Genomic DNA, 20689 nt, shown 5'->3' with positions numbered 1-20689 from the left:
TAAAAAGTGAGAGGATGTTATTATGAAATTAAAGCAGCAATTAACCATTGCCTTTATAATAAGTGTATTTTCTTTAATCGGGTTCAGTTTCATGGCATTTACCATAAGTGCAAATGAATACCTGAAATTTGATGAAGATGTGATTTCCTTGGTGCAAGGATTTGAATCTCCCCTTCTGACGGACATCATGAAGTTCTTTACCTATATAGGTTCAACCGGTTCCATATTCATCCTTTCCTTGGTCATTTTGTTTTTCTTATATAGAGTTTTGAAGCATCGTCTGGAACTAGTCCTATTCACTGCAGTCATGGTTGGTTCACCTCTTCTCAATTTGATGGTTAAGCTATTCTTTCAACGCGCCCGTCCCGATTTACATCGGCTCATTGAAATAGGGGGGTACAGTTTCCCTAGTGGACATGCCATGAATGCATTCTCATTATACGGAATTCTCACGTTTCTGCTATGGCGTCACATTACGGCTAGGTGGGCAAGGATTCTATTGATTCTGTTCAGCATGATGATGATCCTCTCGATCGGTATAAGCCGAATATATTTAGGGGTCCATTATCCTAGTGATATCATTGCCGGATATTTGGCGGGTGGTTGTTGGATTGCGATTTCCATTTGGTTTTTCCAAAGGTATCAAGACCGGCGGAAGAACAAAGATCGTTAATAAAGAGAACAAGATTATTGCAAGATAAGCAGCCGGCAGGTAACAAGCCAGCTGTTGATTCAAGAAAGTTAGGAGCGTATTAAATGGAAAACTGGATTACGGAATTCATGAATGATTTTGGGTATATGGGAATCTTTCTATTAATAGCATTGGAAAATATTTTCCCGCCGATCCCGTCTGAGGTCATTCTTACTTTTGGCGGTTTCATGACGACAACAGCGAATATGACGATTATGGGCGTCGTGATCGCATCGACTATAGGGTCAGTGGCAGGGGCAGTCGTCCTTTATGGAATTGGTTTACTTCTTGATGTGAAGGTCATTGAAAAGTTCGTGGAAAGGTGGGGCCATATTCTTAGGTTAACGGTATCGGACGTCCACAAGGCGAATTCATGGTTTGACAAGTACGGGTCATGGACCGTGTTTTTCTGCAGACTGGTTCCGCTGATCAGAAGCCTGATCTCGATTCCGGCAGGCATGTCCCATATGAGCTTTTGGCTCTTTCTGCTTTACACAACATCCGGAACATTAATTTGGAACATCATCTTAGTGAATATCGGGGCAGCTGTTGGATCTTCGTGGGAAGATATTGTAGGGTATATGGACATTTATTCCAACATCGTTTATGCGATATTGGCCTTGCTATTCATTATTTTCGTTGTTTTGATTTTTAGAAGGAATAAAGGCAAAGTATAATTTCAGTTTAGTTGATTGGGCCGTTTGAGACGGCACTTTCATTACATAACCGAAAATGAACACCAAAGGCTGTCATTGCGACAGCCTTTTTCTTATGGAAGGGAGACGGCTGAACTCGGAATAAAGGGGGAGTGCTTTGGACAAAATGAGTGAAACGAAAAAGGAATGAGGTTCGGTGCTATGGCTTCTTTTTTCAAACAAAAGAGACAAGTTAAGCAACAACGTGAAAAGAAAAAGGAAGATGAAAATCAATCCAAAAGCAAAACGCCTGATTATATTGAAAGTTCCATTTCTGCCAATCTGGAAATCGTGAAGAAAAAGACGGGAAACAGTCCGGACATCATTATCCGAACGCTGAAAATCGGTCAAAATCCGGAGATGAAAACAACTATCTTGTATGTGCAAGGCCTGATTGATAATCCAAGCGTTACGGACTTTTTAATTGAGTCAATCATGAAAAATCCTCATCTATCAGAAAAAATGCTTCCACAAGAAGCATTGGATATAATCTCTGAAGACGTGATTTCGCTCGGTGGTGTAGAAACCGTCAAGGATTGGGAAAAATTGTTTTTGTCATTATTATCAGGGGACAGCATCATTTTTGTTGATGGTATAAACACCGCCCTGGTTGCCAGTACAAGAGGAGGAGAAAAGCGCTCGATTCAGGAGCCAAGCACGCATTTGACTGTCCGGGGATCAAGAGAAGGGTTTACGGAATCGAATGGAACGAACATCGCCATGTTACGCCGGATCATCAATACCCCGGATTTATGGATAGAGTCGATGAAAATTGGCACGGTGACAAAAACGGACGTTTCCATCATGTATATAAATGGAATTGTCAAAGAAGGGATCGTCGAGGAGGTCAAGAAGCGCTTAAATCGAATTAACATCGATAGCATTCTTGAATCAGGATATATTGAACAATTGATAGAAGACCAGGTCATGACCCCATTCCCGACCCTTAACCATACAGAAAGACCGGATATGGTCGCAGGAAATCTTCTGGAAGGAAGAGTGGCGATATTCGTTAATGGAACGCCTTTCGTCTTGGTGGCCCCGGCAATATTCGTACAGTTTTTCCAATCTGTCGAAGACTACTATAATCGCTTCGACATTGCTTCAGCCACACGTTTTTTACGGATCATCGTTTTCATTATTTCTATAGTCGGACCGGCTGTCTATGTTGCAGCCACGACTTTTCATCAGGAAATGATCCCAACGAAGTTGCTGGTCATCGTAGCGGCCCAAAGGGAAACGGTTCCTTTGCCTGCCGTCATTGAAGCGCTTCTCATGGAAATGACCTTTGAAATATTACGGGAAGCAAGCCTTCGGATGCCAAAGGCTGTTGGTTCGACCATGTCCATTGTCGGAGCATTGGTCATCGGGCAGGCGGCTGTCCAGGCTGGTATCGTATCGCCGGCAATGGTCATCATCGTCTCGATCACGGCGATTGCCAGTTTTGCAACCCCTTCTTATTCCATAGCGATTTCTGCCCGCATTGTGCGGTTCGGATTCATCATTTGTGCCGGCACTTTAGGCTTTTATGGGATGATTTTAGCCTTTTTCATCCTTATTGTCCATTTATGCAGCCTGCGTTCACTTGGAGTTCCTTATATGACACCGCTCGCCCCTCTGAATCCGGAAGGGTTAGGCGACACATTTTTCAGAAGACCTATGTGGGCGTTCAAGGAAAGGCCAAAATTATTATCCAACGAAAATAACCTGATAAGGGAAGGCGATAATCAAAGACCTCTGCCTCCTGAATCGCGTGGAATGAAAACTTCTGACGAGAAAAAAGGTGAAGGCAATGAGTCGTAAAAAGCTAATTCTGTTCTTGATGTTGATCTCTACTACATTCACCTCCGGCTGTTGGGATAAAACAGAGTTAAACGAAATGGCCATCGTCTCGGCAATTGGACTCGATAGAAATAAAGAAGGAAAGCTAGTGGGAACTTTCCAAATCATTAATCCAAGCAATGTAGCGGGAGCTCTTCAGGGCGGCGGCGGAACAAATCCACCGATATCCATTTATAGGGCCACCGGCGATAATGTGCTTGAACTGGATAGTATCGCTTCAACTAAAATCTCGCGGGATATGTATTTTGCCCATGCCAACCTGATTGTCATAGGTGAGGAACTAGCAAAAGAAGAGGGCCTCAACGATATTTTCGACGCATTTGAGCGCTCACCGGAATTCAGGGCAACTACGAGGATCGTGATTGCCCGGGGTGTGAAAGCAAGGGATATTGTCGAAGCGTTAACTGCAATCGATAAGGTATCTGCTGAGAAAGTCATTAAGACGATTGAAACCACTGAAAAAATTCAGGGGGGAAATATTAGCATTAATCTCCAAGAAACGATCAAGAATCTGCTTAGTACCGGGAAAGAACCGATAATAAGTGGTTTTACCGTGAAAGGAAACACAGGTAAAGAAGATAAAATGGAGAATACCATGTCCTCGGATATTAAGGCAAACCCTAATGCAGCAGGGATAGGTGTTTTTAAAGATGGAAAATTGATTGACTGGCTGGATGGCAATAAGGCAATAGGGTCAATGTGGGTATTGGATAGGATCGTAAGTACCCATTTAAACCTTGATTGGGAGGGTAAAAAAGACGCAGTCACCTATCAGGTGATTCGTCAAAAAACCAACGTTTCGATAAAAATGGAAAATGGAAAACCTAAGGTATTTATAAAGGTCCGTGCAGAAGGAGATATCCGGGAGGTGAATGTTCCTTTGAATCTAACCGATACGCATGTTTTGATAGATATTGAAAAGAAGTTAACCAAGAAATTAAAGAAGGAGATGGAAGATGCGGTCGTTCGGGCACAAAAAAATAAAGCCGATATTTTTGGCTTTGGTGAAATCATGCACGAAAACCATCCTAAAGAATGGAAGAAAATCGAAAAAAACTGGGACGATGTTTCTTTTCCTGAACTGGAAGTAGATGTGCAGGCAGAGACTTTCATTCGCCGTACTGGATTACGTAATAAGCCGTATCTTTCGAATATAAAAAAGAATGATCAATAATGGAAAGGAAGTGGCATCCTCATGGAAAAGGCAAAAATCAGCGGTTACCAGCTGTTCGTCCTTATTTTCCTGTTTGAAATGGGCAGTGCACTTTTGGTTCCGCTTGCAGGTGAAGCCAAGCAGGCTGCTTGGCTAGTCATCCTTATTGCGATGATAGGCGGATTTTTATTATTTTTCATTTATTATGGCCTTTTTCAATACTACCCTGATCAGCTGTTAACAGAGTTTGTAAAACAGATATTGGGGAATTTTCTAGGCAATATCGTAGCTTTTCTATATATCCTTTATTTCATCTATCTTTCTGCAAGGGTGCTGAGGGATTTCGGAGATACACTGCTTACTTTTGCCTATCCTCATATTCCGTTATTTTTTGCGAACGCTGTATTCATTTTAGTCGTGGTGTTTACGGTCCGTAAGGGGATAGAAGTATTGGCGAGGACGGGTGAACTATTCTTTGTCTTGGAGAATTTACTTTTAATGACCTTCATGCTTCTAATTATTACTTCAGGCATGATCCATTTAAACAACTTAAAACCCATTTTTGAAATCAGCGGGACAGAGATGTTGAAAATGGGTTTCACTAAAACCGTATTCTTTCCTTTTGGCGAGGTCATAGTGTTTTTAATGATTTTTCCTTATTTGAAAGAACCTCAGCGATTGAAAAAAATTGGAATGGGGGGCTTGGCGACAAGCGGTATTTTTCTCGCGGTAATAATGGCCGTGAATATTGCTGTACTAGGTGTGGACCTTACAACACGATCGCAATACCCTCTTCTTACCCTCATTCAGTCCATAGAGGTCGCTGGCTTTCTTGAACGTCTCGATGTGTACTTCTTGTTTTTATTGATGATTGGCGGGTTCATTAAGATAAGTGTATTTACTTATGTAGCGGTATCGGGTACGGCGAATGTTTTCAATGTTAAACAGCCCTCCAGACTTGCTTACCCTGTTGGCATGATCATTTTATTGATTTCGATCATTATATCAAGCAGCTATACGGAACATATCTATGAAGGGCTAGGTGCCGTACCACATTACATCCATCTGCCATTTCAGGTGATCATCCCATTGCTTCTCTTGATCATTGCCTTTTTTAAGAATCGAAAAAAAGGAAAACAAGCACCAAAATAAGTTCCTAAAAGGTGGATTTGATGAGAAATGAAAATCTTTGGTATTACAGTTTTGATCCTAGCCCCTTTAGTGGTCATAACTTTAGGTATGGATATATTATTGGGATTTGATTTGGATAATTCAATGAAGCACGCCTTTAACCCATTTTTGGTGAAGGACCCCGTTGAATTTATCCTTTTTCTCATTCTTCTTGTATTCCTTTTGTTCAGCTTCTTTTATCGGAAAAAAAAGAAAGGCAACACCAAAGGACAACAATGATGCCGCAAATTCCCGGTGCTGAAATAGAGATGAACTCCGAATATGGGAGTTTGTCTTTTTGCTTTTTTACAACCCCGTAAACCCATTTCATAGTATGATGATAAAATGAGCTTATTTTTCAGCGGAATGTAAAATCACTCAACAAAAAAACCTCGGAAGGAGGACGGCGATTTGGATATCAAATTAAATCAAAAAATCATAAAAGACATGTGCGGGGCCGTCTCCTTCAAAAGAGGGGAAGCTTTTCATCGTGCCAATAAAGTGACATTTGAAAGTTACCGTCCTGATGGTTGTGAAGCAACGGTTAAAGGAAAGGAAGACTTCCATGTCACGATTGAAGTGGATGCTGTCGGCGGATTTCAGACGAAATGCAGCTGTCCTACGCTTGCTTCCTTCCAAAGGGATTGCCAGCATATTGCAGCTGTCTTGCTGTCGGTTTACGACCATCAGCGAGATGGAACGATCCCTGAGGGCCTATATGCAGACAGTACTGATGCTTCAGCCAATAAGAAGTTGTCAGAAGGCTTGCTGACCCTTTTCAATAATCAGCCTGTACGCAAAAGCGGTCATCAGCGCCACTTTGAAATAAGAAAGATGCTTGAAGCGGAATTTACGTGTAAACCAGTATGGATGGGAACGGATCGATATATGTTAGGACTGGAAATGAAAATCGGTTCTTTCAATGTGGCGAATGTCCGTGATTTCCTTAAGCGAGTTAAAGAAGGAAATCCTGCCCAAGTGTCCCGTTCATTTATATATGACCCGGTGCTGCATTGTTTTCAGAATGAAAATGATTCCGTGCTTCAGGAGCTCATTACAGTGATATCTGATGAAAAAGTCTATGTTGACGCCCTGACGGATAAATCTGAATATGCATTGGACAATCACTTATTACTGTTGCCTCCATCTTCTTTTCGAAGGCTTGTCCCCATCCTTGAAGTAGCTCCATCGGTGAAGCTTGCCTATGGTGGCCTTACATTCAATGGCTTTCGTTTATCAAACGGACCGCTTCCTTTACAGTTTGACTTTACCGAAAGCGAGGTCAAAGGTTATCAACTGAATATTAAAAGGCTGCACGAGATGATAGTCATGAATGCATACACATTGGTTCTATTTGAAGGGGAATTGGTTCAGCTCGAAAATGAGGATTTCCAACGCCTTTCAGAGTTAAAGCAAATGATGGAGGATTCGGGGATGAATCAAATTCCAATCCATCATGACCAGCTGGAATTATTCATGGACAAAGTGGTACCAGGTTTGAAAAGACTGGGTGAAGTCCATATAGCAAGATCCATCACTGAATTGTTTTTGAAGACACCGCTGGTTGCGAAGCTATACTTGGATCGTGTGAAAAACAGGCTGCTTGCGGGGCTGGAGTTCCATTATGAAAATATCGTGATCAACCCTTTGGAAAAACAGGAATCCAAGGTTATAAGGGATGTAGAGAAGGAGGCGGAGATACTAAAGCTGATGGAGGATAGCCAGTTTGCCAAGACGGACGGCGGCTATTTCTTGCATAACGAAGAGTTGGAGTATGAGTTTTTGTACCACATCGTTCCGAAACTCCAGAAGCTGGTACAAATCTATGCCACGACCGCTGTAAGAAACCGAATTTCCCGTGGGAATGCTGCACCGCGCATTAGGGTGAAAATTAAAAAGGAACGTACTAATTGGCTCGAATTCAAATTTGAAATGGATGATATCCCAGATAAACAAATACGTGAAATCTTAGCAGCGCTTGAAGAAAAAAGGAAATACTATCGTTTAAGGAATGGATCGCTGCTTTCCCTTGAAACAAGGGAATACGAGGAAATCAATCGATTTCTAAATGCACTGCCCGTACAGGATGAAGACTGGGAAAGCAGGCTGAACATGCCAGTCGTAAAAGGGCTGCAGCTCCTTGATTCCGTTAATGACAGCCAGACATTCACAATGGAAGAATCCTTCCGGCAGTTTTTGGATAACATCAGGAATCCGGGCGCCTTGGAGTTCGTGGTGCCAAATAGTCTGGCCCCGATCTTGCGCGAATATCAAAAAAACGGCTACAAATGGATGAAAATACTTGCCCAATACGGTTTTGGCGGGATTCTTGCTGATGATATGGGTCTGGGGAAAACATTGCAAAGCATCACCTTCATTTTATCCGAGCTACCTGACATCCGTAAGAAGAGGGTTCCGGCGCTTATTGTCTGCCCATCATCATTGACCTACAATTGGCTGAGTGAATTCACTAAATTCGCTCCGGATATCCAAGCCGTCATCGTGGATGGCGACAAGACGGAAAGGACGAAGCTGCTTAAGGAAGTGGGTGACGTGGATGTAGTGATCATCTCTTATCCATTGCTCCGGAAAGACATCACGTCGTTTGAAAAAGAGGACTTCCATACGGTGTTCTTCGATGAAGCTCAGGCCTTTAAGAACCCAGTGACACAAACGGCACGAGCGGCCAAGAAGATAAAAGCGGCACATCGCTTCGCATTGACTGGTACGCCCATCGAGAATTCACTAGAAGAGCTCTGGTCCCTTTTCCACATCGTATTCCCTGAACTATTCATGGGGTTAAAGGAGTACAGCAACCTCTCAAGGAAGCAGATTTCCCGCAGGATCCGTCCATTTTTGCTGCGGAGAATGAAAGAGGACGTACTGGCGGAACTACCGGAAAAAATCGAGTCGCTGGAATCGATGGAACTGCTTCCTGATCAGAAGAAACTGTACGGCGCCTATCTGGCGAAGCTACGGCATGATACGCTGAAGCACCTGGACAAGGACACCCTCCGGAAAAATCGGATCAGAATCCTCGCAGGCTTGACCCGGCTTCGGCAAATATGCTGTCACCCCGCCTTGTTTGTGGACGGATACAAAGGCAGTTCAGCAAAATATGAGCAACTGATGCAAATTGTCGAGGAATCGAAGCATTCTGGAAGACGGGTGCTGATTTTCTCACAATTTACAAAAATGCTTCAAATTATCGGCAGGGATTTGGCCATGAAAGGACAACCCTTTTTCTACCTGGATGGACAAACTCCATCAAAGGAACGTGTTGAAATCTGCAATCGGTTTAATACAGGAGAACGGGATATATTCCTCATTTCATTGAAAGCGGGCGGTACGGGTCTCAATCTGACGGGTGCCGATACAGTCATTCTATATGACCTTTGGTGGAATCCGGCAGTTGAAGAACAAGCAGCGGACCGTGCCCATCGAATGGGGCAGAAGAATGAGGTTCAAGTCATCAAACTTATTGCCCGCGGCACAATCGAAGAAAAAATGAATGAACTTCAAGAGAAAAAGAAACACCTTATTGAAGAAATCATCGACCCTGGGGGCAAGTCGCCGACTGCCCTTACAGAAGAGGATATCAGGGAAATCCTGATGATATAAGGAGGGAAATACGGTTACGCTAATCAGTAGACAGGAACAATTTATGAATTGAATAGTTTAGTCATAGAGCATTTCTTTGTAATGAGGAATGCTTTTTTTCTTTTTTTAAAGGTTCTGTTAAAGGATGTTGTTGATTTTCTTGATGAACTAACGGGGCAGGTTAGTTCAACAAGAAACACAATAAAATTTATGGTGTTCACATAATGTATCTTAACGGAAGTACGAAAAACAAAATCCCTTTGCCGCACAAGCGGTTTTTGCATAGGGAAATAAAATCGATTGGCACCAGAATTATTTTGTTTGATTATATATTCTTGATTTATGGCCTCTTGTCTATCCATTGTTTTCATACCAACATATTTTATAGTAAGAGTGTTAAAAGGAGGGGATTTGAATGTTTTTTTGTGATAGAAGACGCCGTTGTGATCGATTTGATCGATTTGATCGTTGTGACAGATTCGATCGATTTGATCGTTGTGACAGATTCGATCGATTTGATCGTAGAAGAAGATGTTTTTGGTGATTTAACCCTATAACTCAAATTACAAGCTCTGGTTGAGCTTAATGACTGATCTATAATCTTTCAAAAAAACTACCAGATATAATTATCTCGGTAGCTCTGGATGAACACCTATTTCACAGCTTAATCCTGTTCTTGGATAGTTATCTAATACCTCTTGCACATGACGTTTCACGTCATCTATATTTATTTCAGTTAGCAGGCACCTCTGTGTCTGCTACATTATTTTTAGAATAGGTTCTTCAACTAAACTGGCCAGTTCGTTGAAGAACCTATCAATTAGTTTACATAAGAGATCTTAGAAGAAGTAACAATCAAAAAAAGTTTGTAAAGGTACACCTTTACGAACGGGTGCGTTAGTTCCATATGATGCACTAAAGAAGACCACTTATTTGGTGGTCTCTTTTATTTGTTCAACACTCAACATTAATCTTTAACAAAGCTTTTTTAAAAGAAAAGGATATTTAGGTAACAATAATAATATAATAAAAAACAACAATGTTTTATTGTAAAACGATAAATCATATGTTAAATTAAATTGACTAAAAATAAGTGAGGTGCTTTTTATGAAACTAGGAACAACACTCTTTTTAAAGATAGCTGTTATTTTTATTGGAATTCCGGTTCTTGCCTTGTGCATCTTTTTTGTGCCTGAGATAGCGAACTTTGCAGCAGAATTATATCCGGATATGACTTATTTGAAATATCTTGTTTTTATCGATTTGTATGCATCGGCGATACCTTTTTACTTTGCTCTATATCAAGCCTTTAAACTTTTAAGCTTTATTGACAAGAACAAAGCTTTCTCGGAATTATCTGTAAGAGCGTTAAAGACTATAAAAAATTGTGCAATCACAATCAGTGGCTTGTATGTGTTAGGCATGCCGCTCTTTTATCTCATAGCGGATATGGATGACGCCCCTGGTATCATATTGATCGGAATGGTCGTTATTTTTGCTTCAATGGTGATTGCAGTCTTTGCTGCTGTTCTTCAAAGGCTTTTACAAGAAGCCATCGATATAAAATCAGAAAATGACTTAATAGTCTGAGGTGAATAACTTGGCGATTATAATCAATATTGATGTGATGCTGGCTAAAAGGAAAATGAGTGTTACAGAACTTTCGGAGAGGGTTGGAATAACGATGGCCAATCTTTCCATATTGAAAAATGGTAAGGCAAAAGCGATTCGATTAACAACTTTAGAGGCGATTTGTAAAGCTTTAGAATGTCAACCCGGAGATATTTTGGAATACCGAAATGATGAAGACACCCAAGATTAAAAAAGTGGAAGAAAAGAAAGATTTCATCAAAGGGGAGTTACTCATGAATTTAACCATTAAAAAAATGGAGGCACCAATCATGAGAGCACTGAAACAACTCGTTCGTTTTGGTTGGGAGCAGGCTTTATCATGCTTGTTTCCTGCCGTTATTTTTGCCTCTTTGGCTATTACAAAATTCATACCGCTTCCCTTCCTGCCGCGGTATGACTGGCTGCTCATCATCTGCCTTCTGATGCAGTGGTGGATGGTGCGTTCCGGGCTTGAAACAAAGGATGAACTAAAGGTTATCACATTGTTCCACCTTATTGGACTTGCTCTTGAACTTTTCAAGGTACATATGGGCTCCTGGACTTATCCAGAGGAAGGATATTTCAAAATTTTTGGAGTGCCTCTGTATAGCGGATTCATGTACGCAAGTGTAGCGAGTTATCTTTGCCAGGCGTGGAGGAGATTAAAGGTTGAACTGGTCAAGTGGCCACCGTTTTTGGCCGTGGTAGCTCTTGCCGCTGCGATTTATTTGAATTTTTTCACCCACCATTATTGGATCGATGTTCGTTGGTGGTTATCTGGACTTGTCATCATCGTCTTTTGGCGATCATGGGTCACATACGAGGTTGGCGGAACCCGTTATCGTATGCCAATCGCACTTTCATTCGTTCTCATCGGATTTTTTATATGGATAGCCGAAAATATTGCAACATTCTTTGGAGCTTGGGAATATCCAAACCAAACCGATGCATGGAGTCTCGTTCATCTAGGAAAGGTAAGTTCATGGCTCTTATTAGTGATTGTTAGCTTTCTTATAGTAGCGACGCTAAAACAGGTTAAGGGGAAAGATTCCACTAAGATGGATGCGAGTCAATTTTTATAAAAAGAAATTCGGCCTTCTCGTGAAAAACAAATTAGGTGAAAAGACGGCACATAATGAACATATATGCGCCGTCTTTGATTTTCTAAATCTTTTATAAAGAATTGTGGTGTCCTATTCCTTTTTTTTTCTGAATTTCCACAAAAAATGACCATCACTCATTCCTATGAAACAAGTTTTAATCCCACTGCTGCGCCAAGGACCATGGCTATAAAAATGACCCTTCGCCAATCTTTGGATTCCCCGTATAGGAGCATCCCGATTATCGCTCCGCCTGATGCGCCGATCCCTGTCCAGATAGCATAAGCCGTCCCCATCGGCAAGGTTTGCATGGCATAAGCAAGAAATAGGAAACTTGCTCCGAATCCTATGAATAACAGCAGCAAGGATTGCCAATTACGGTCTTTGTGCAATTTATTTATCATCGCAACCCCAAACATTTCAAATAGCCCCGCTAAGATTAAAGAGACCCAAGCCATTAAGATTCATCCCCTTTCTCAGCTTTATCATCAGTCACTAGTTTCAAGCCGATCACTCCTGATAATAAGAGGAGAATCAATAGCGTCTTGCTCAGCTTGAAGGATTCCCCAAAGAAAATGATTTCGGAAAAAACGGTCCCGGCCGTCCCCATACCGACAAAAACGGCATATACCGTTCCGACAGGAAGCTTCCTGCCAGCCATTATCATCAAATAAAAACTGATGATGATCGAAATGACCGTTCCAGACCAAGTCCAAAAGTCATCTGCATGTTTTAAGCCAATCACCCAAAATACTTCAAAAAAAGCTGCAATGAATACTTTAATCCAGTTTGTGCTCATGAATACCGCACCTCCAATTTTATTCTTTACCAAAAAAACAAAAAAAGCCCAAGAGATAACCGTTAAACAGTTTCTCCCAGGCTTTTATCCTTCCGTGGCACAGCATGCTGTGAGTTTTCTCTCGGACCAGACCAGCAATAGACGCACTGCGGAACCCTAGAAAACCTTTGACATATGCAATTACCTTTCATTATACATACTTTTTGAACTTACTCAAGGTAAAAGTTTAATGAAAAAAATGGGTGGTGAGCTTTTTGCCGCACTAAAAAATCATCAATTTTTCATGACCGGTCAATGGAAAAAAAGAACATAGTCAGGCCCTGTTTTCAGGTCGAAAAAGCCCCGATAAGATTTCGGGGCTTTTTTTGACTTGCTATTTAGGCACTCACTATCCGTTTCCGGGATGAACCTTCTTTTTTATGTGATACATAGCTATGCAGGATCATTCCTATGATGACGATAAAGATGCCGAACCACGATAACGGAGAAGGAATCGGTAAAGATAGGAACAGTAATTCGCCAGCCAGTGCAAAAAGGACCTCCATCGATTGTGTAGCTTCAACGGAAGCTAATTTCTGCATATTTCCGCTTACCAAATCGGTCGCCTTGAAAAAAAGGACCGTGGCGATGACTCCAGAAAATAGTGCTACCAAAAGGGATTGGAAACTTTGCATCTTCGTCGGCGCCCCCACTGTAAAGAAACCGTACAATGAAAGCAGAAACCAGAATGGCAGACTCGCCAAAGTCATTCCCAATACCCGCTGATATGCATCCAAACGTCCTTCGGATACTTCCATCATTTTGCGATTTCCCAAAGGGTATGCAAACGAGGCGATGACGATTGGAATCACTCCCAGCCAAAGATTGGCCATTGAAATGTGCTTGGTGTGTTCCAGCTGCATCAGGATGATTCCAAGCAGGATGATCATGGACATAAGGAGGCCTTTCACGGAAACCTTTCCTCTTTGCCTTTCGAGCCCATCTTTCGTTTGGACATTCTCAAAAAACAGCGGCGCAAGTAATGCACCCGAAATGATCGTGATTTGCCAAGTGCCGGCAATTAGCCAGCCAGGTGAGTAGGCGGATGCAAAGCATAAAGGAGCATAAAATAACCCAAAACCGACAAAACTCCAAAGCAGCCAAGGACCCGGCTTTTCTCTCATCACTCGTAAAAGGGGGCGCAGATTTTTTCTGCTCAATACGATACACAACAGAAAAGGCACCATAAAGATATAACGCAGCGAAGCACTCCATATCCAACTTCCGCCAGACAACTCCATGGCCTGATTTAAAACAAACGTAAATGCAAAAAAGAAAGCGGAACAAATACCTAATATAATCGGACGCAATTGACTCACCTCAATCTGTTTTATGAGTCAATAAGACTCTGGAAGCATGGCGATCGTTTCGGCTTTCTGAAAAATTTTTCAGAAATATCCACTGTGTCAAAAGCGGAATGAATTTTCGGAATATTATAAGCGATCAATTTAAATTGTCCTTCAAAAGCAATAGAAAATCAACAGGATTCTTTTAAGCTAGTGAAATTCATTCTCCGTGATTCGACATGGAATGAAAAGAATGGCTTTTGGAGTTAAATGAAGACGTTTCCATTTTACCATTTCATTTAACAAAATGTACCAACAAAAAAAGCGAGAAACGCTGTTATGACACGGATTATGAAGGGATTACTTATATTTTTTATAAAAATCATATAGAGGCAGATAATATACGAAGATACGAGAATTGACGAATATGGTAGGGAGTGGTATCTTTATAAAAGTGCAAATAATGTCGAATGGTGACGAAATATTAAATGCAACATTCGCAAGAAAGTTAGTGGGGTAAATTAAATGAAATCTACAGGTATTGTACGTAAAGTTGACGAATTAGGGCGGGTAGTCATTCCAATTGAACTGCGCCGAACATTAGGAATTAATGAGAAAGACGCTCTGGAGATTTATGTAGAACAAGAGCGCATCATCCTTCAAAAATATAAAGCAAACATGACTTGCCAGGTTACAGGTGAAGTTTCCGATGACAATATGAAACTTGCTGACGGTAAATTAATACTTAGCCCTGAAGGTGCCGAACTTCTAATTAAAGAAATTCAAGCCAGCATGGAAACTGCTAAATAATTAATATACTAGATACATAGCATCCAAGTGTAGGGAAGGTTTTCCCTACACTCTTTTTTATATTAAATGGAGAAAAAATAAAAATGGTTTGATTCACGGACGAAACCAATTTTTTCATAAAGTTTCTGTGCATTTACATTATCCTTGCCTGTCTCCAGTGAAACCCCTTTGGCACCTGTTTCGCGTGCAAACGTGATGGCCGCGTTCAATAACTCCTCGCCAAATCCCTTTTTACGGGCGGACTCCTTCACGAATAAATCATTCAATACCCATGACCGCATCATACTCACAGATGAAAAAGAAGGATATAATTGTACAAAACCAATAGGATTTCCTTCGCCATAGGCCATAAAAACCACAGACTCCCCATTTGTCAGCCTTTCCCTTAAAAACTCCCTTGCTCGACCAGGATCGGATGCTTGCTCATAAAACACTCTGTATAAATCAAAAAGTTCCGTCAGTGATTCCAGCTCATGTAATGTAGCCTTCTGTATACTCATAAATGGCTCCCCCTAATAGTTATAATACCCCTAATTTACCATTTATTTATGCTATCCGACAAATTTAGGACCACATTTTCCAGCGCCAAAAATCAGGATGGAGCTCAAAAAGGCGCCATCCTACATGAACAGGGCAATTAAACCCAAGTTGGGCAGCAAACTCATGGATTATAAGCGTTTACTAGTGAAATTGGAACAAATACTCGTGAGTTTTGGCGATTTACTCGTGAGTTTAGAGCAAATACTCGTGAGTTTGTGCAATTTACTCGTGAGTTTAGAGCAAATACTCGTGAGTTTGCCGATTTACTCGTGAAAGGAGCATCATTAAATTGGGCCCTAAAATTACAAACCAAATACTTCATTACTCGAGTGGTTTAGCTTCTAAACCGCCTGTGTTAAGGATGTGGACCTTTACGTTTATATCATGTAGTGAATCCTTATCTAAGTAATCCTTCGGCTCATTTAAATGATTCTTTTGCCAGTATTTTGTCTCTTTGATATAAAGGATTTTTCCTAAGCTTAAAGGGTCTGCATTCTTTTGAATCCCACAGTTGAAGGTTGTTTGGATTTCATTTTTAATTTCATTTTCGAATTTTCGTTTTATTTTATCGATATCCATTTGTGTATCAAGCCCCAGTATCTTACCTGATACATCAACGTCAATATTGAATTTGTACTTTCCATCCATGAGAACAGGCTTTACTTGATAATGCGGATGGGAGAAAGATGCATAGATGTCTTGTTTATTCATGTTAATGTTTACGGGAGTTTTGTTGGTCCTTTTATTGAGCCAGCGTAAACCGCTCAAATCTTGTTCAGAGAACCAGGGCTGGGACACTTTATAATAAATGACAAATGCACCATCCATAAAGAGACTTTTTCTTTTTTTATCTTTTTCCTTCCATACTTTATCGTTCCAGGAAATGGAGGGCAGGATGGTTGTGGAAGCTTTTTCCCGCTGGTTAGAATAATACCTTTGGACCGTAATGGGTTGGATGAATGATCGATTCCGGTAGACATCCTCTGGTAAATATAATGTCGTGTATAAAGGCGATAAATTAAAATAACCATTAATGGAGAAAAGCTCATCCATGGAACTTTTTGTCGCAAAAATATTGGCTGAGTACCTAAGTAATTGGTTTCTGTATATATAATCCACTATTTCTGTACTTTGCTGCTTCAGCACATTTTCACTGATGACAAATGTGGAAACATGCCCTATATAGAGAGACTGTTGAGTATTGCGCATTAGTTTATTAATGGCGATCGAGATGGAACGCGCTTTTTGTTTCCCTACATATACGGGCGGGGCTTGAGTGGGTTTTGCCTCCGTTTTAGCTACCGCAGAGAAGTCCACAAGTTGCGTATATACAATGTACTCCCCATCTTTGAAATCTATCCCGATGGCCGTTATATAATGAAAGTCCTGGATCGTTTTTTCATCCCAGCAGCCTGAAAGTAAAAGGAATAAAGGGATGGTTAATAAAATATTGCAGATGCGGAACATGGTCTTACTGCCCCTTTCTGGTCTTATCATTAGCAGCCAAGGATCGTTTGCTCATGGAATTCCATGGTCTCATTACGAATGAATCCAGTAGTTTAGTGAATCTTGGCGGGTTCATTCCGCCAATATATGAAATCCCGAATGAATCAAGCCTGGATAGTAAAGTGACAATAGAAAGGAAACCGATTATCGTGCCATAGATTCCATAAATACAGCTTAGTAACAGCACAAACATGCGCAGAATCGTTACGGCCCCTGTTAAAGACTGGTTTACAAGAGTATAAGATGCGACAGAGGTTACGGCAGTAACCACAAGCATGGTTTGTGAGGTCAGTCCGGCCCTTATCGCGGCATCACCGACAATGAGGCCGCCTACAACAGCAACTGTCTGTCCAACCGCTTTAGGTAACCTGACTCCGGATTCTCGAAATAATTCAAATAAAATGAGCATGAGAATGAATTCCATCGTGGCGGATAAGGGAAGTCCAAGCCTTGAAAGGGTGATGGTGGCCAATAACGGGAACGGCACCTGTTCAATGTTGAAAGCGGAAATGGATATCCAAAACCCCGGCAATAAAACGGTAATGACAAGCCCCATAAAGCGAAGAAGTCGCTCAAGACTTACAAATAGATAAGGAAGATTCGAGTCTTCTGCTGTTTTTATTTGCAATAATAATGTAGAAGGAGCCACGATTATGGTTGGCATTCCGTCCACGATTAGAATGAATCTTCCTTGATTGAGTGCTTCCACAACAAAATCGGGGCGACTCGTATAATGAGTGAGTGGAAATATACTATATTTACTATTTGAGATCAATTCCTCCAATTGCTGGCTGCTCACCAATATATCAATATCAATGGAGTTAATTTTGGACCTCACATTTTTGACCAGTTCTTTATCAATGATGTCATCCATGTACATCAGTGCGACTTTCGTTTGACTGCGCCTGCCGACAATAAAGTCTTCATAGGCAAGCGATTTTGTTTTTAGCCGCTTTCTGATTAAAGCGGTATTCATGGATAAATCCTCGACAAATCCATCTCTTGGTCCTCTTACAGAGACCTCGAAGGAAGACTCCTCAGGCTGTCTGTTCGGAACATTGGACAAATTTATTGAAAATAACTTTTGGGTTGATGGAATGAATAATAAGGCATTCCCGGAGAAAATCAGCTGCTGGACGCTATTGAAGTCGCTATCAATCGTCACTTTAGTCAAATCTACCAATGGTTTTAGCTTGTTGATTGCCTCCTCTTCATCGATTCTCTCATCCAATTCCATCATTTTGTTTAACTTTTCCAAAATCCCCTCGTTTAGTAAACTGATATCGGCCATACCCGAGCAATAAAAGATAATGACAGGAATGGGTCTTTCGGTTTCTCCGATATAAATCGTGTCAAACATGATATCCGAGCTTGAACTGAATAACTCCCGAAATGTCTCCTCCCTTAATTCAGGCAGGGTTGGTTCATTTTTGGATCGTTTCATTCTCATGTCGTTTACCCTCCTTCGAACTAATGAACGTGCCGATAAACAAAAAGGCGGACAAAAGTAATAGGAAATAAAAAGCACCAGGATAATAAAAAGTTTGGGTCACATGCAAAAACTTGAAATTACTGAATGGTACGATGGAGATGACGACCATGAGAAAGCCGACAGCGAAAAGAATTCCTACCTTCATTTTTTCCGTTTTCCTATTAAAGATTTCCGTTATTAAGAATAATGCCAGTGAAACACGGATATAGGCACCAGCAAGCCATTGGTAAATGGAAAAGAAATCTGTATGTTCGATATATTTTCCAATAGTCAGCAGACGCCACTGTTCATAGGCAGGGTACCTCATGGCTTCGGCTAAGGTCGGTCCGAATTCAGCAAGTGCTGCTGTTAATGGACCTAGAAGTAAAAACACTAAACCGAGGCATATGAAAACCAATACTTTTCGACTGATTTTATCAGTAAGCTTTTCCTGGAAAAAAGCGATTAAAATCAGTTCGGCAAGACCATAACCAGAATACTTCAGGGCTTTAACGCCATGAAAATAGCCATTCTCGAAAAGGGGAAGGAGGTGGCTATAGTCTTTTGTCGGCATATTTCCGATCGCAACAAAAATGCCAAGAATGACGACAATGGGTAATAATACAGAAGAGCAAATGGCGATGGAACGCATACCTGAATGGGCAAGGAAGATGCATAGTAGTGTAAACGGAATAATAATCGCTAAACTTGGGGTTTCAAAAAGGAAGCTTGTAGTGATCCAATCAATCGTTTCCTTGGTGGTGGCCAAAACAAGGCTGATCAGATAAATCACGATAAAGAATAAAACGATATTTTTAATAGTTTTTCCAAAGCTATATTCAAGCCAATCCGTCAGGGATTGATTATTCATATTCTTGATTATCCTCGATAATATGTAGACCCAAATCGGTATCAATCCAATAATAAGGATAGAAAAAAACCAAGAATCCCTTCCGCCGGTGGATAGAAGGAAAGGGATCAAAATAACGTGATTAAGAAGGCCGATTGATAAAAAGAAGATGCTAAGGGTTTGTATCGAACTGATTTTCTTCAAGATGATCCTATCCCCATTTCCATTGTTAAAAGATTGGATTGATGTAAATTCCATTCTTTTGTTATGGTTGCTAAATGTGGAAATAGTATACGTGATAATGATTGGATTAATATTCCTGAGGATTAATGAAAGCATGTGCAGGCTTGCAAAACAAAGAATTGCCGGTAAAAAGGATTTGTCTCAATTAATAAAGAATATAGAATATATACTGGATGCTATTTTTATTGAACATCAGGGGGAATGAAGATGGATTTAAGATACCCGGTTGGAAAGTTTCAGTTTGAAGGGGAAATTACAAGTGGTATAGCCGAGGGGTGGCTCAACGAGATTGAAGCTTTGCCTCGGATGCTGCGGGAAGCGGTAGGTAACATGAATGATGAACAGCTTGATACGGCTTATCGGCCTGGAGGATGGACGGTGCGTCAAGTGGTGCATCATGTTGCTGATAGTCATATGAATGCGTTTATTCGTTTTAAATTGGCCCTTACGGAAGAAAGTCCAGTCATTAAACCGTACGAAGAGGCGAAATGGGCAGAGCTGCCTGATTATGATTTGGCGATTGAAGTTTCTCTATCACTAATTGAAAGTGTACATATCCGGATGTGCAAACTTTTATCGGGTCTTCATGCAGACGACATGGGCCGAACATTCATCCATCCTGATTCAGGAGAGGTGACGGTCGGTGAAAATATAGGCATTTATGCATGGCACGGACGCCATCATCTGGCTCATATTACTTCTTTATCAAAGCGCCAGGGATGGTGAATATGATTGTATCACCTGAAAGGTTGTGATTAAGTGAATGCTGAGTTGAAAATCGAACAATTAACATCAGTCCGCGACCACATTAATGAACTTTCGGATCTTTTGATGCAGGTGGTGAAAGATGGCGCGTCCATTGGTTTTTTACCTCCCATGAAACGGTCTAAGGCCATTGATTACTGGAGTGGTGCCCTAAATCCTGATGTGATTCTGTTTGTCGCTAAATTAAAGGGTGAGATTGTCGGGAGCGTACAGTTACATTCATGTTCAAAGCAAAACGGCGGCCATCGTGCGGAAATAGCAAAATTAATGACGCATACTGGTTATAGGCGAAATGGAATAGGACGTTCACTCATGCTAGAGGCTGAGAAGAGGGCCAAGCAAGAGGGACGGACATTATTGGTCCTGGATACAAGGGAAGGAGATCCTTCTAACTCCCTGTATACTTCATTGGGATATATTCAGGCAGGCAGGATTCCTGATTATGCGAAATCTGCAAATGGTGAATTCCATCCAACCATTTTTTATTATAAAAAAACGAATTGAATGGGGGAATGTAT

The 20689-nt window shown here is 41.1% G+C and carries 20 protein-coding genes and 1 riboswitch; of the genes, 13 read left to right on the top strand and 7 right to left on the bottom strand.

The features are described from left to right. The first annotated feature begins 22 nt into the window (after positions 1-22). The 10 genes from MKY17_RS21460 to MKY17_RS21415 all read left to right on the top strand — a co-directional run bounded on the left by MKY17_RS21460 (position 23) and on the right by MKY17_RS21415 (position 11844). Complete coding sequence (locus tag MKY17_RS21460; protein WP_339200622.1) at positions 23-673, top strand: phosphatase PAP2 family protein; 651 nt, start codon at positions 23-25, stop codon at positions 671-673. Positions 674-756: 83 nt separating this feature from the next. Then, complete coding sequence (locus tag MKY17_RS21455; protein WP_098373612.1) at positions 757-1368, top strand: DedA family protein; 612 nt, start codon at positions 757-759, stop codon at positions 1366-1368. A 180-nt stretch (positions 1369-1548) separates the two neighbouring features. Beyond that, positions 1549-3189 carry a spore germination protein gene (locus MKY17_RS21450; protein WP_339200620.1) on the top strand — a complete coding sequence of 547 codons (1641 nt, stop codon included), beginning with the start codon at positions 1549-1551 and terminating at the stop codon, positions 3187-3189. Continuing rightward, complete coding sequence (locus MKY17_RS21445; RefSeq protein WP_339200619.1) at positions 3179-4402, top strand: Ger(x)C family spore germination protein; 1224 nt, start codon at positions 3179-3181, stop codon at positions 4400-4402. The genes MKY17_RS21450 and MKY17_RS21445 overlap by 11 nt, the downstream gene beginning before the upstream one ends. Positions 4403-4423: 21 nt before the next feature. After that, positions 4424-5533 (top strand): GerAB/ArcD/ProY family transporter, encoded by a 1110-nt coding sequence (locus MKY17_RS21440; RefSeq protein ID WP_339200617.1) that lies wholly within the window; start codon positions 4424-4426, stop codon positions 5531-5533. Positions 5534-5560: 27 nt separating this feature from the next. Next, positions 5561-5791 carry a hypothetical protein gene (locus MKY17_RS21435; protein WP_098373616.1) on the top strand — a complete coding sequence of 77 codons (231 nt, stop codon included), beginning with the start codon at positions 5561-5563 and terminating at the stop codon, positions 5789-5791. Between the two features lie 171 nt (positions 5792-5962). Next, positions 5963-9172: a DEAD/DEAH box helicase gene (locus MKY17_RS21430; protein ID WP_339200614.1), complete on the top strand. Its 3210-nt coding sequence runs from the start codon at positions 5963-5965 to the stop codon at positions 9170-9172. 1086 nt (positions 9173-10258) lie between these two features. Beyond that, the gene (locus MKY17_RS21425; RefSeq protein WP_339200612.1) at positions 10259-10741 is read left to right on the top strand and encodes a DUF2975 domain-containing protein; all 483 of its coding nucleotides are present in this window, start codon (positions 10259-10261) and stop codon (positions 10739-10741) included. 10 nt (positions 10742-10751) lie between these two features. Further along, positions 10752-10973 (top strand): helix-turn-helix transcriptional regulator, encoded by a 222-nt coding sequence (locus tag MKY17_RS21420; RefSeq protein WP_063232556.1) that lies wholly within the window; start codon positions 10752-10754, stop codon positions 10971-10973. A gap of 79 nt (positions 10974-11052) precedes the next feature. Further along, complete coding sequence (locus tag MKY17_RS21415) at positions 11053-11844, top strand: DUF817 domain-containing protein (RefSeq protein WP_144526805.1); 792 nt, start codon at positions 11053-11055, stop codon at positions 11842-11844. Between the two features lie 161 nt (positions 11845-12005). Here the strand turns inward: MKY17_RS21415 and MKY17_RS21410 are convergent, their stop codons facing one another. The 3 genes from MKY17_RS21410 to MKY17_RS21400 all read right to left on the bottom strand — a co-directional run bounded on the left by MKY17_RS21410 (position 12006) and on the right by MKY17_RS21400 (position 14010). Beyond that, complete coding sequence (locus MKY17_RS21410) at positions 12006-12320, bottom strand: multidrug efflux SMR transporter (RefSeq protein WP_098373619.1); 315 nt, start codon at positions 12318-12320, stop codon at positions 12006-12008. Beyond that, entirely contained in the window at positions 12320-12661 is a 342-nt protein-coding gene (locus tag MKY17_RS21405; protein ID WP_063232562.1) for a multidrug efflux SMR transporter, read from the bottom strand. Before MKY17_RS21405 ends, MKY17_RS21410 begins: the two co-directional genes overlap by 1 nt. A 71-nt stretch (positions 12662-12732) precedes the next feature. Then, positions 12733-12832, bottom strand: a riboswitch (guanidine-I (ykkC/yxkD leader). A gap of 206 nt (positions 12833-13038) precedes the next feature. Further along, positions 13039-14010, bottom strand: a complete 972-nt coding sequence (locus tag MKY17_RS21400; protein ID WP_098373620.1) for a multidrug resistance efflux transporter family protein — start codon at positions 14008-14010, stop codon at positions 13039-13041. A gap of 501 nt (positions 14011-14511) precedes the next feature. Between MKY17_RS21400 and MKY17_RS21395 the strand changes: the two genes are divergently transcribed. After that, positions 14512-14796 (top strand): AbrB/MazE/SpoVT family DNA-binding domain-containing protein, encoded by a 285-nt coding sequence (locus MKY17_RS21395; protein WP_339200609.1) that lies wholly within the window; start codon positions 14512-14514, stop codon positions 14794-14796. Positions 14797-14858: 62 nt separating this feature from the next. Here MKY17_RS21395 and MKY17_RS21390 read toward each other — a convergent pair whose 3' ends face one another. From MKY17_RS21390 to MKY17_RS21375, 4 genes are all read right to left on the bottom strand, one after another. Then, positions 14859-15296, bottom strand: a complete 438-nt coding sequence (locus MKY17_RS21390; protein ID WP_339200607.1) for a GNAT family N-acetyltransferase — start codon at positions 15294-15296, stop codon at positions 14859-14861. Between the two features lie 361 nt (positions 15297-15657). Continuing rightward, a complete protein-coding gene (locus MKY17_RS21385; protein ID WP_339200605.1) occupies positions 15658-16803 on the bottom strand; it encodes a Ger(x)C family spore germination protein in 1146 nt (381 codons plus the stop codon). 4 nt (positions 16804-16807) lie between these two features. Next, a complete protein-coding gene (locus tag MKY17_RS21380; protein ID WP_339200604.1) occupies positions 16808-18292 on the bottom strand; it encodes a spore germination protein in 1485 nt (494 codons plus the stop codon). Beyond that, positions 18267-19421 carry an endospore germination permease gene (locus tag MKY17_RS21375; RefSeq protein ID WP_339202434.1) on the bottom strand — a complete coding sequence of 385 codons (1155 nt, stop codon included), beginning with the start codon at positions 19419-19421 and terminating at the stop codon, positions 18267-18269. Before MKY17_RS21375 ends, MKY17_RS21380 begins: the two co-directional genes overlap by 26 nt. Positions 19422-19607: 186 nt before the next feature. Between MKY17_RS21375 and MKY17_RS21370 the strand changes: the two genes are divergently transcribed. Next, positions 19608-20132, top strand: coding sequence for a YfiT family bacillithiol transferase (locus tag MKY17_RS21370; RefSeq protein WP_339200602.1), 525 nt, complete (start codon positions 19608-19610; stop codon positions 20130-20132). Positions 20133-20165: 33 nt separating this feature from the next. Beyond that, entirely contained in the window at positions 20166-20675 is a 510-nt protein-coding gene (locus tag MKY17_RS21365) for a GNAT family N-acetyltransferase (protein ID WP_339200600.1), read from the top strand. Positions 20676-20689 lie beyond the last annotated feature (14 nt).

Source organism: Peribacillus sp. FSL P2-0133, from assembly GCF_037975445.1.
In the GTDB taxonomy this organism is placed as follows: domain Bacteria; phylum Bacillota; class Bacilli; order Bacillales; family DSM-1321; genus Peribacillus; species Peribacillus simplex_E.
Note: the sequence above shows the minus strand (reverse complement) of the source record. Positions and strands in the feature narration are given on the sequence as shown.

Coding starts and splice junctions, on each gene's coding strand:
- MKY17_RS21460 (WP_339200622.1), top strand. CDS start 23: ATGAAATTAAAGCAGCAATTAACCATTGCCTTTATAATAAGTGTATTT.
- MKY17_RS21455 (WP_098373612.1), top strand. CDS start 757: ATGGAAAACTGGATTACGGAATTCATGAATGATTTTGGGTATATGGGA.
- MKY17_RS21450 (WP_339200620.1), top strand. CDS start 1,549: ATGGCTTCTTTTTTCAAACAAAAGAGACAAGTTAAGCAACAACGTGAA.
- MKY17_RS21445 (WP_339200619.1), top strand. CDS start 3,179: ATGAGTCGTAAAAAGCTAATTCTGTTCTTGATGTTGATCTCTACTACA.
- MKY17_RS21440 (WP_339200617.1), top strand. CDS start 4,424: ATGGAAAAGGCAAAAATCAGCGGTTACCAGCTGTTCGTCCTTATTTTC.
- MKY17_RS21435 (WP_098373616.1), top strand. CDS start 5,561: ATGAAAATCTTTGGTATTACAGTTTTGATCCTAGCCCCTTTAGTGGTC.
- MKY17_RS21425 (WP_339200612.1), top strand. CDS start 10,259: ATGAAACTAGGAACAACACTCTTTTTAAAGATAGCTGTTATTTTTATT.
- MKY17_RS21415 (WP_144526805.1), top strand. CDS start 11,053: ATGAGAGCACTGAAACAACTCGTTCGTTTTGGTTGGGAGCAGGCTTTA.
- MKY17_RS21410 (WP_098373619.1), bottom strand. CDS start 12,320: ATGGCTTGGGTCTCTTTAATCTTAGCGGGGCTATTTGAAATGTTTGGG.
- MKY17_RS21405 (WP_063232562.1), bottom strand. CDS start 12,661: ATGAGCACAAACTGGATTAAAGTATTCATTGCAGCTTTTTTTGAAGTA.
- MKY17_RS21395 (WP_339200609.1), top strand. CDS start 14,512: ATGAAATCTACAGGTATTGTACGTAAAGTTGACGAATTAGGGCGGGTA.
- MKY17_RS21390 (WP_339200607.1), bottom strand. CDS start 15,296: ATGAGTATACAGAAGGCTACATTACATGAGCTGGAATCACTGACGGAA.
- MKY17_RS21385 (WP_339200605.1), bottom strand. CDS start 16,803: ATGTTCCGCATCTGCAATATTTTATTAACCATCCCTTTATTCCTTTTA.
- MKY17_RS21380 (WP_339200604.1), bottom strand. CDS start 18,292: ATGAGAATGAAACGATCCAAAAATGAACCAACCCTGCCTGAATTAAGG.
- MKY17_RS21375 (WP_339202434.1), bottom strand. CDS start 19,421: ATGGAATTTACATCAATCCAATCTTTTAACAATGGAAATGGGGATAGG.
- MKY17_RS21370 (WP_339200602.1), top strand. CDS start 19,608: ATGAAGATGGATTTAAGATACCCGGTTGGAAAGTTTCAGTTTGAAGGG.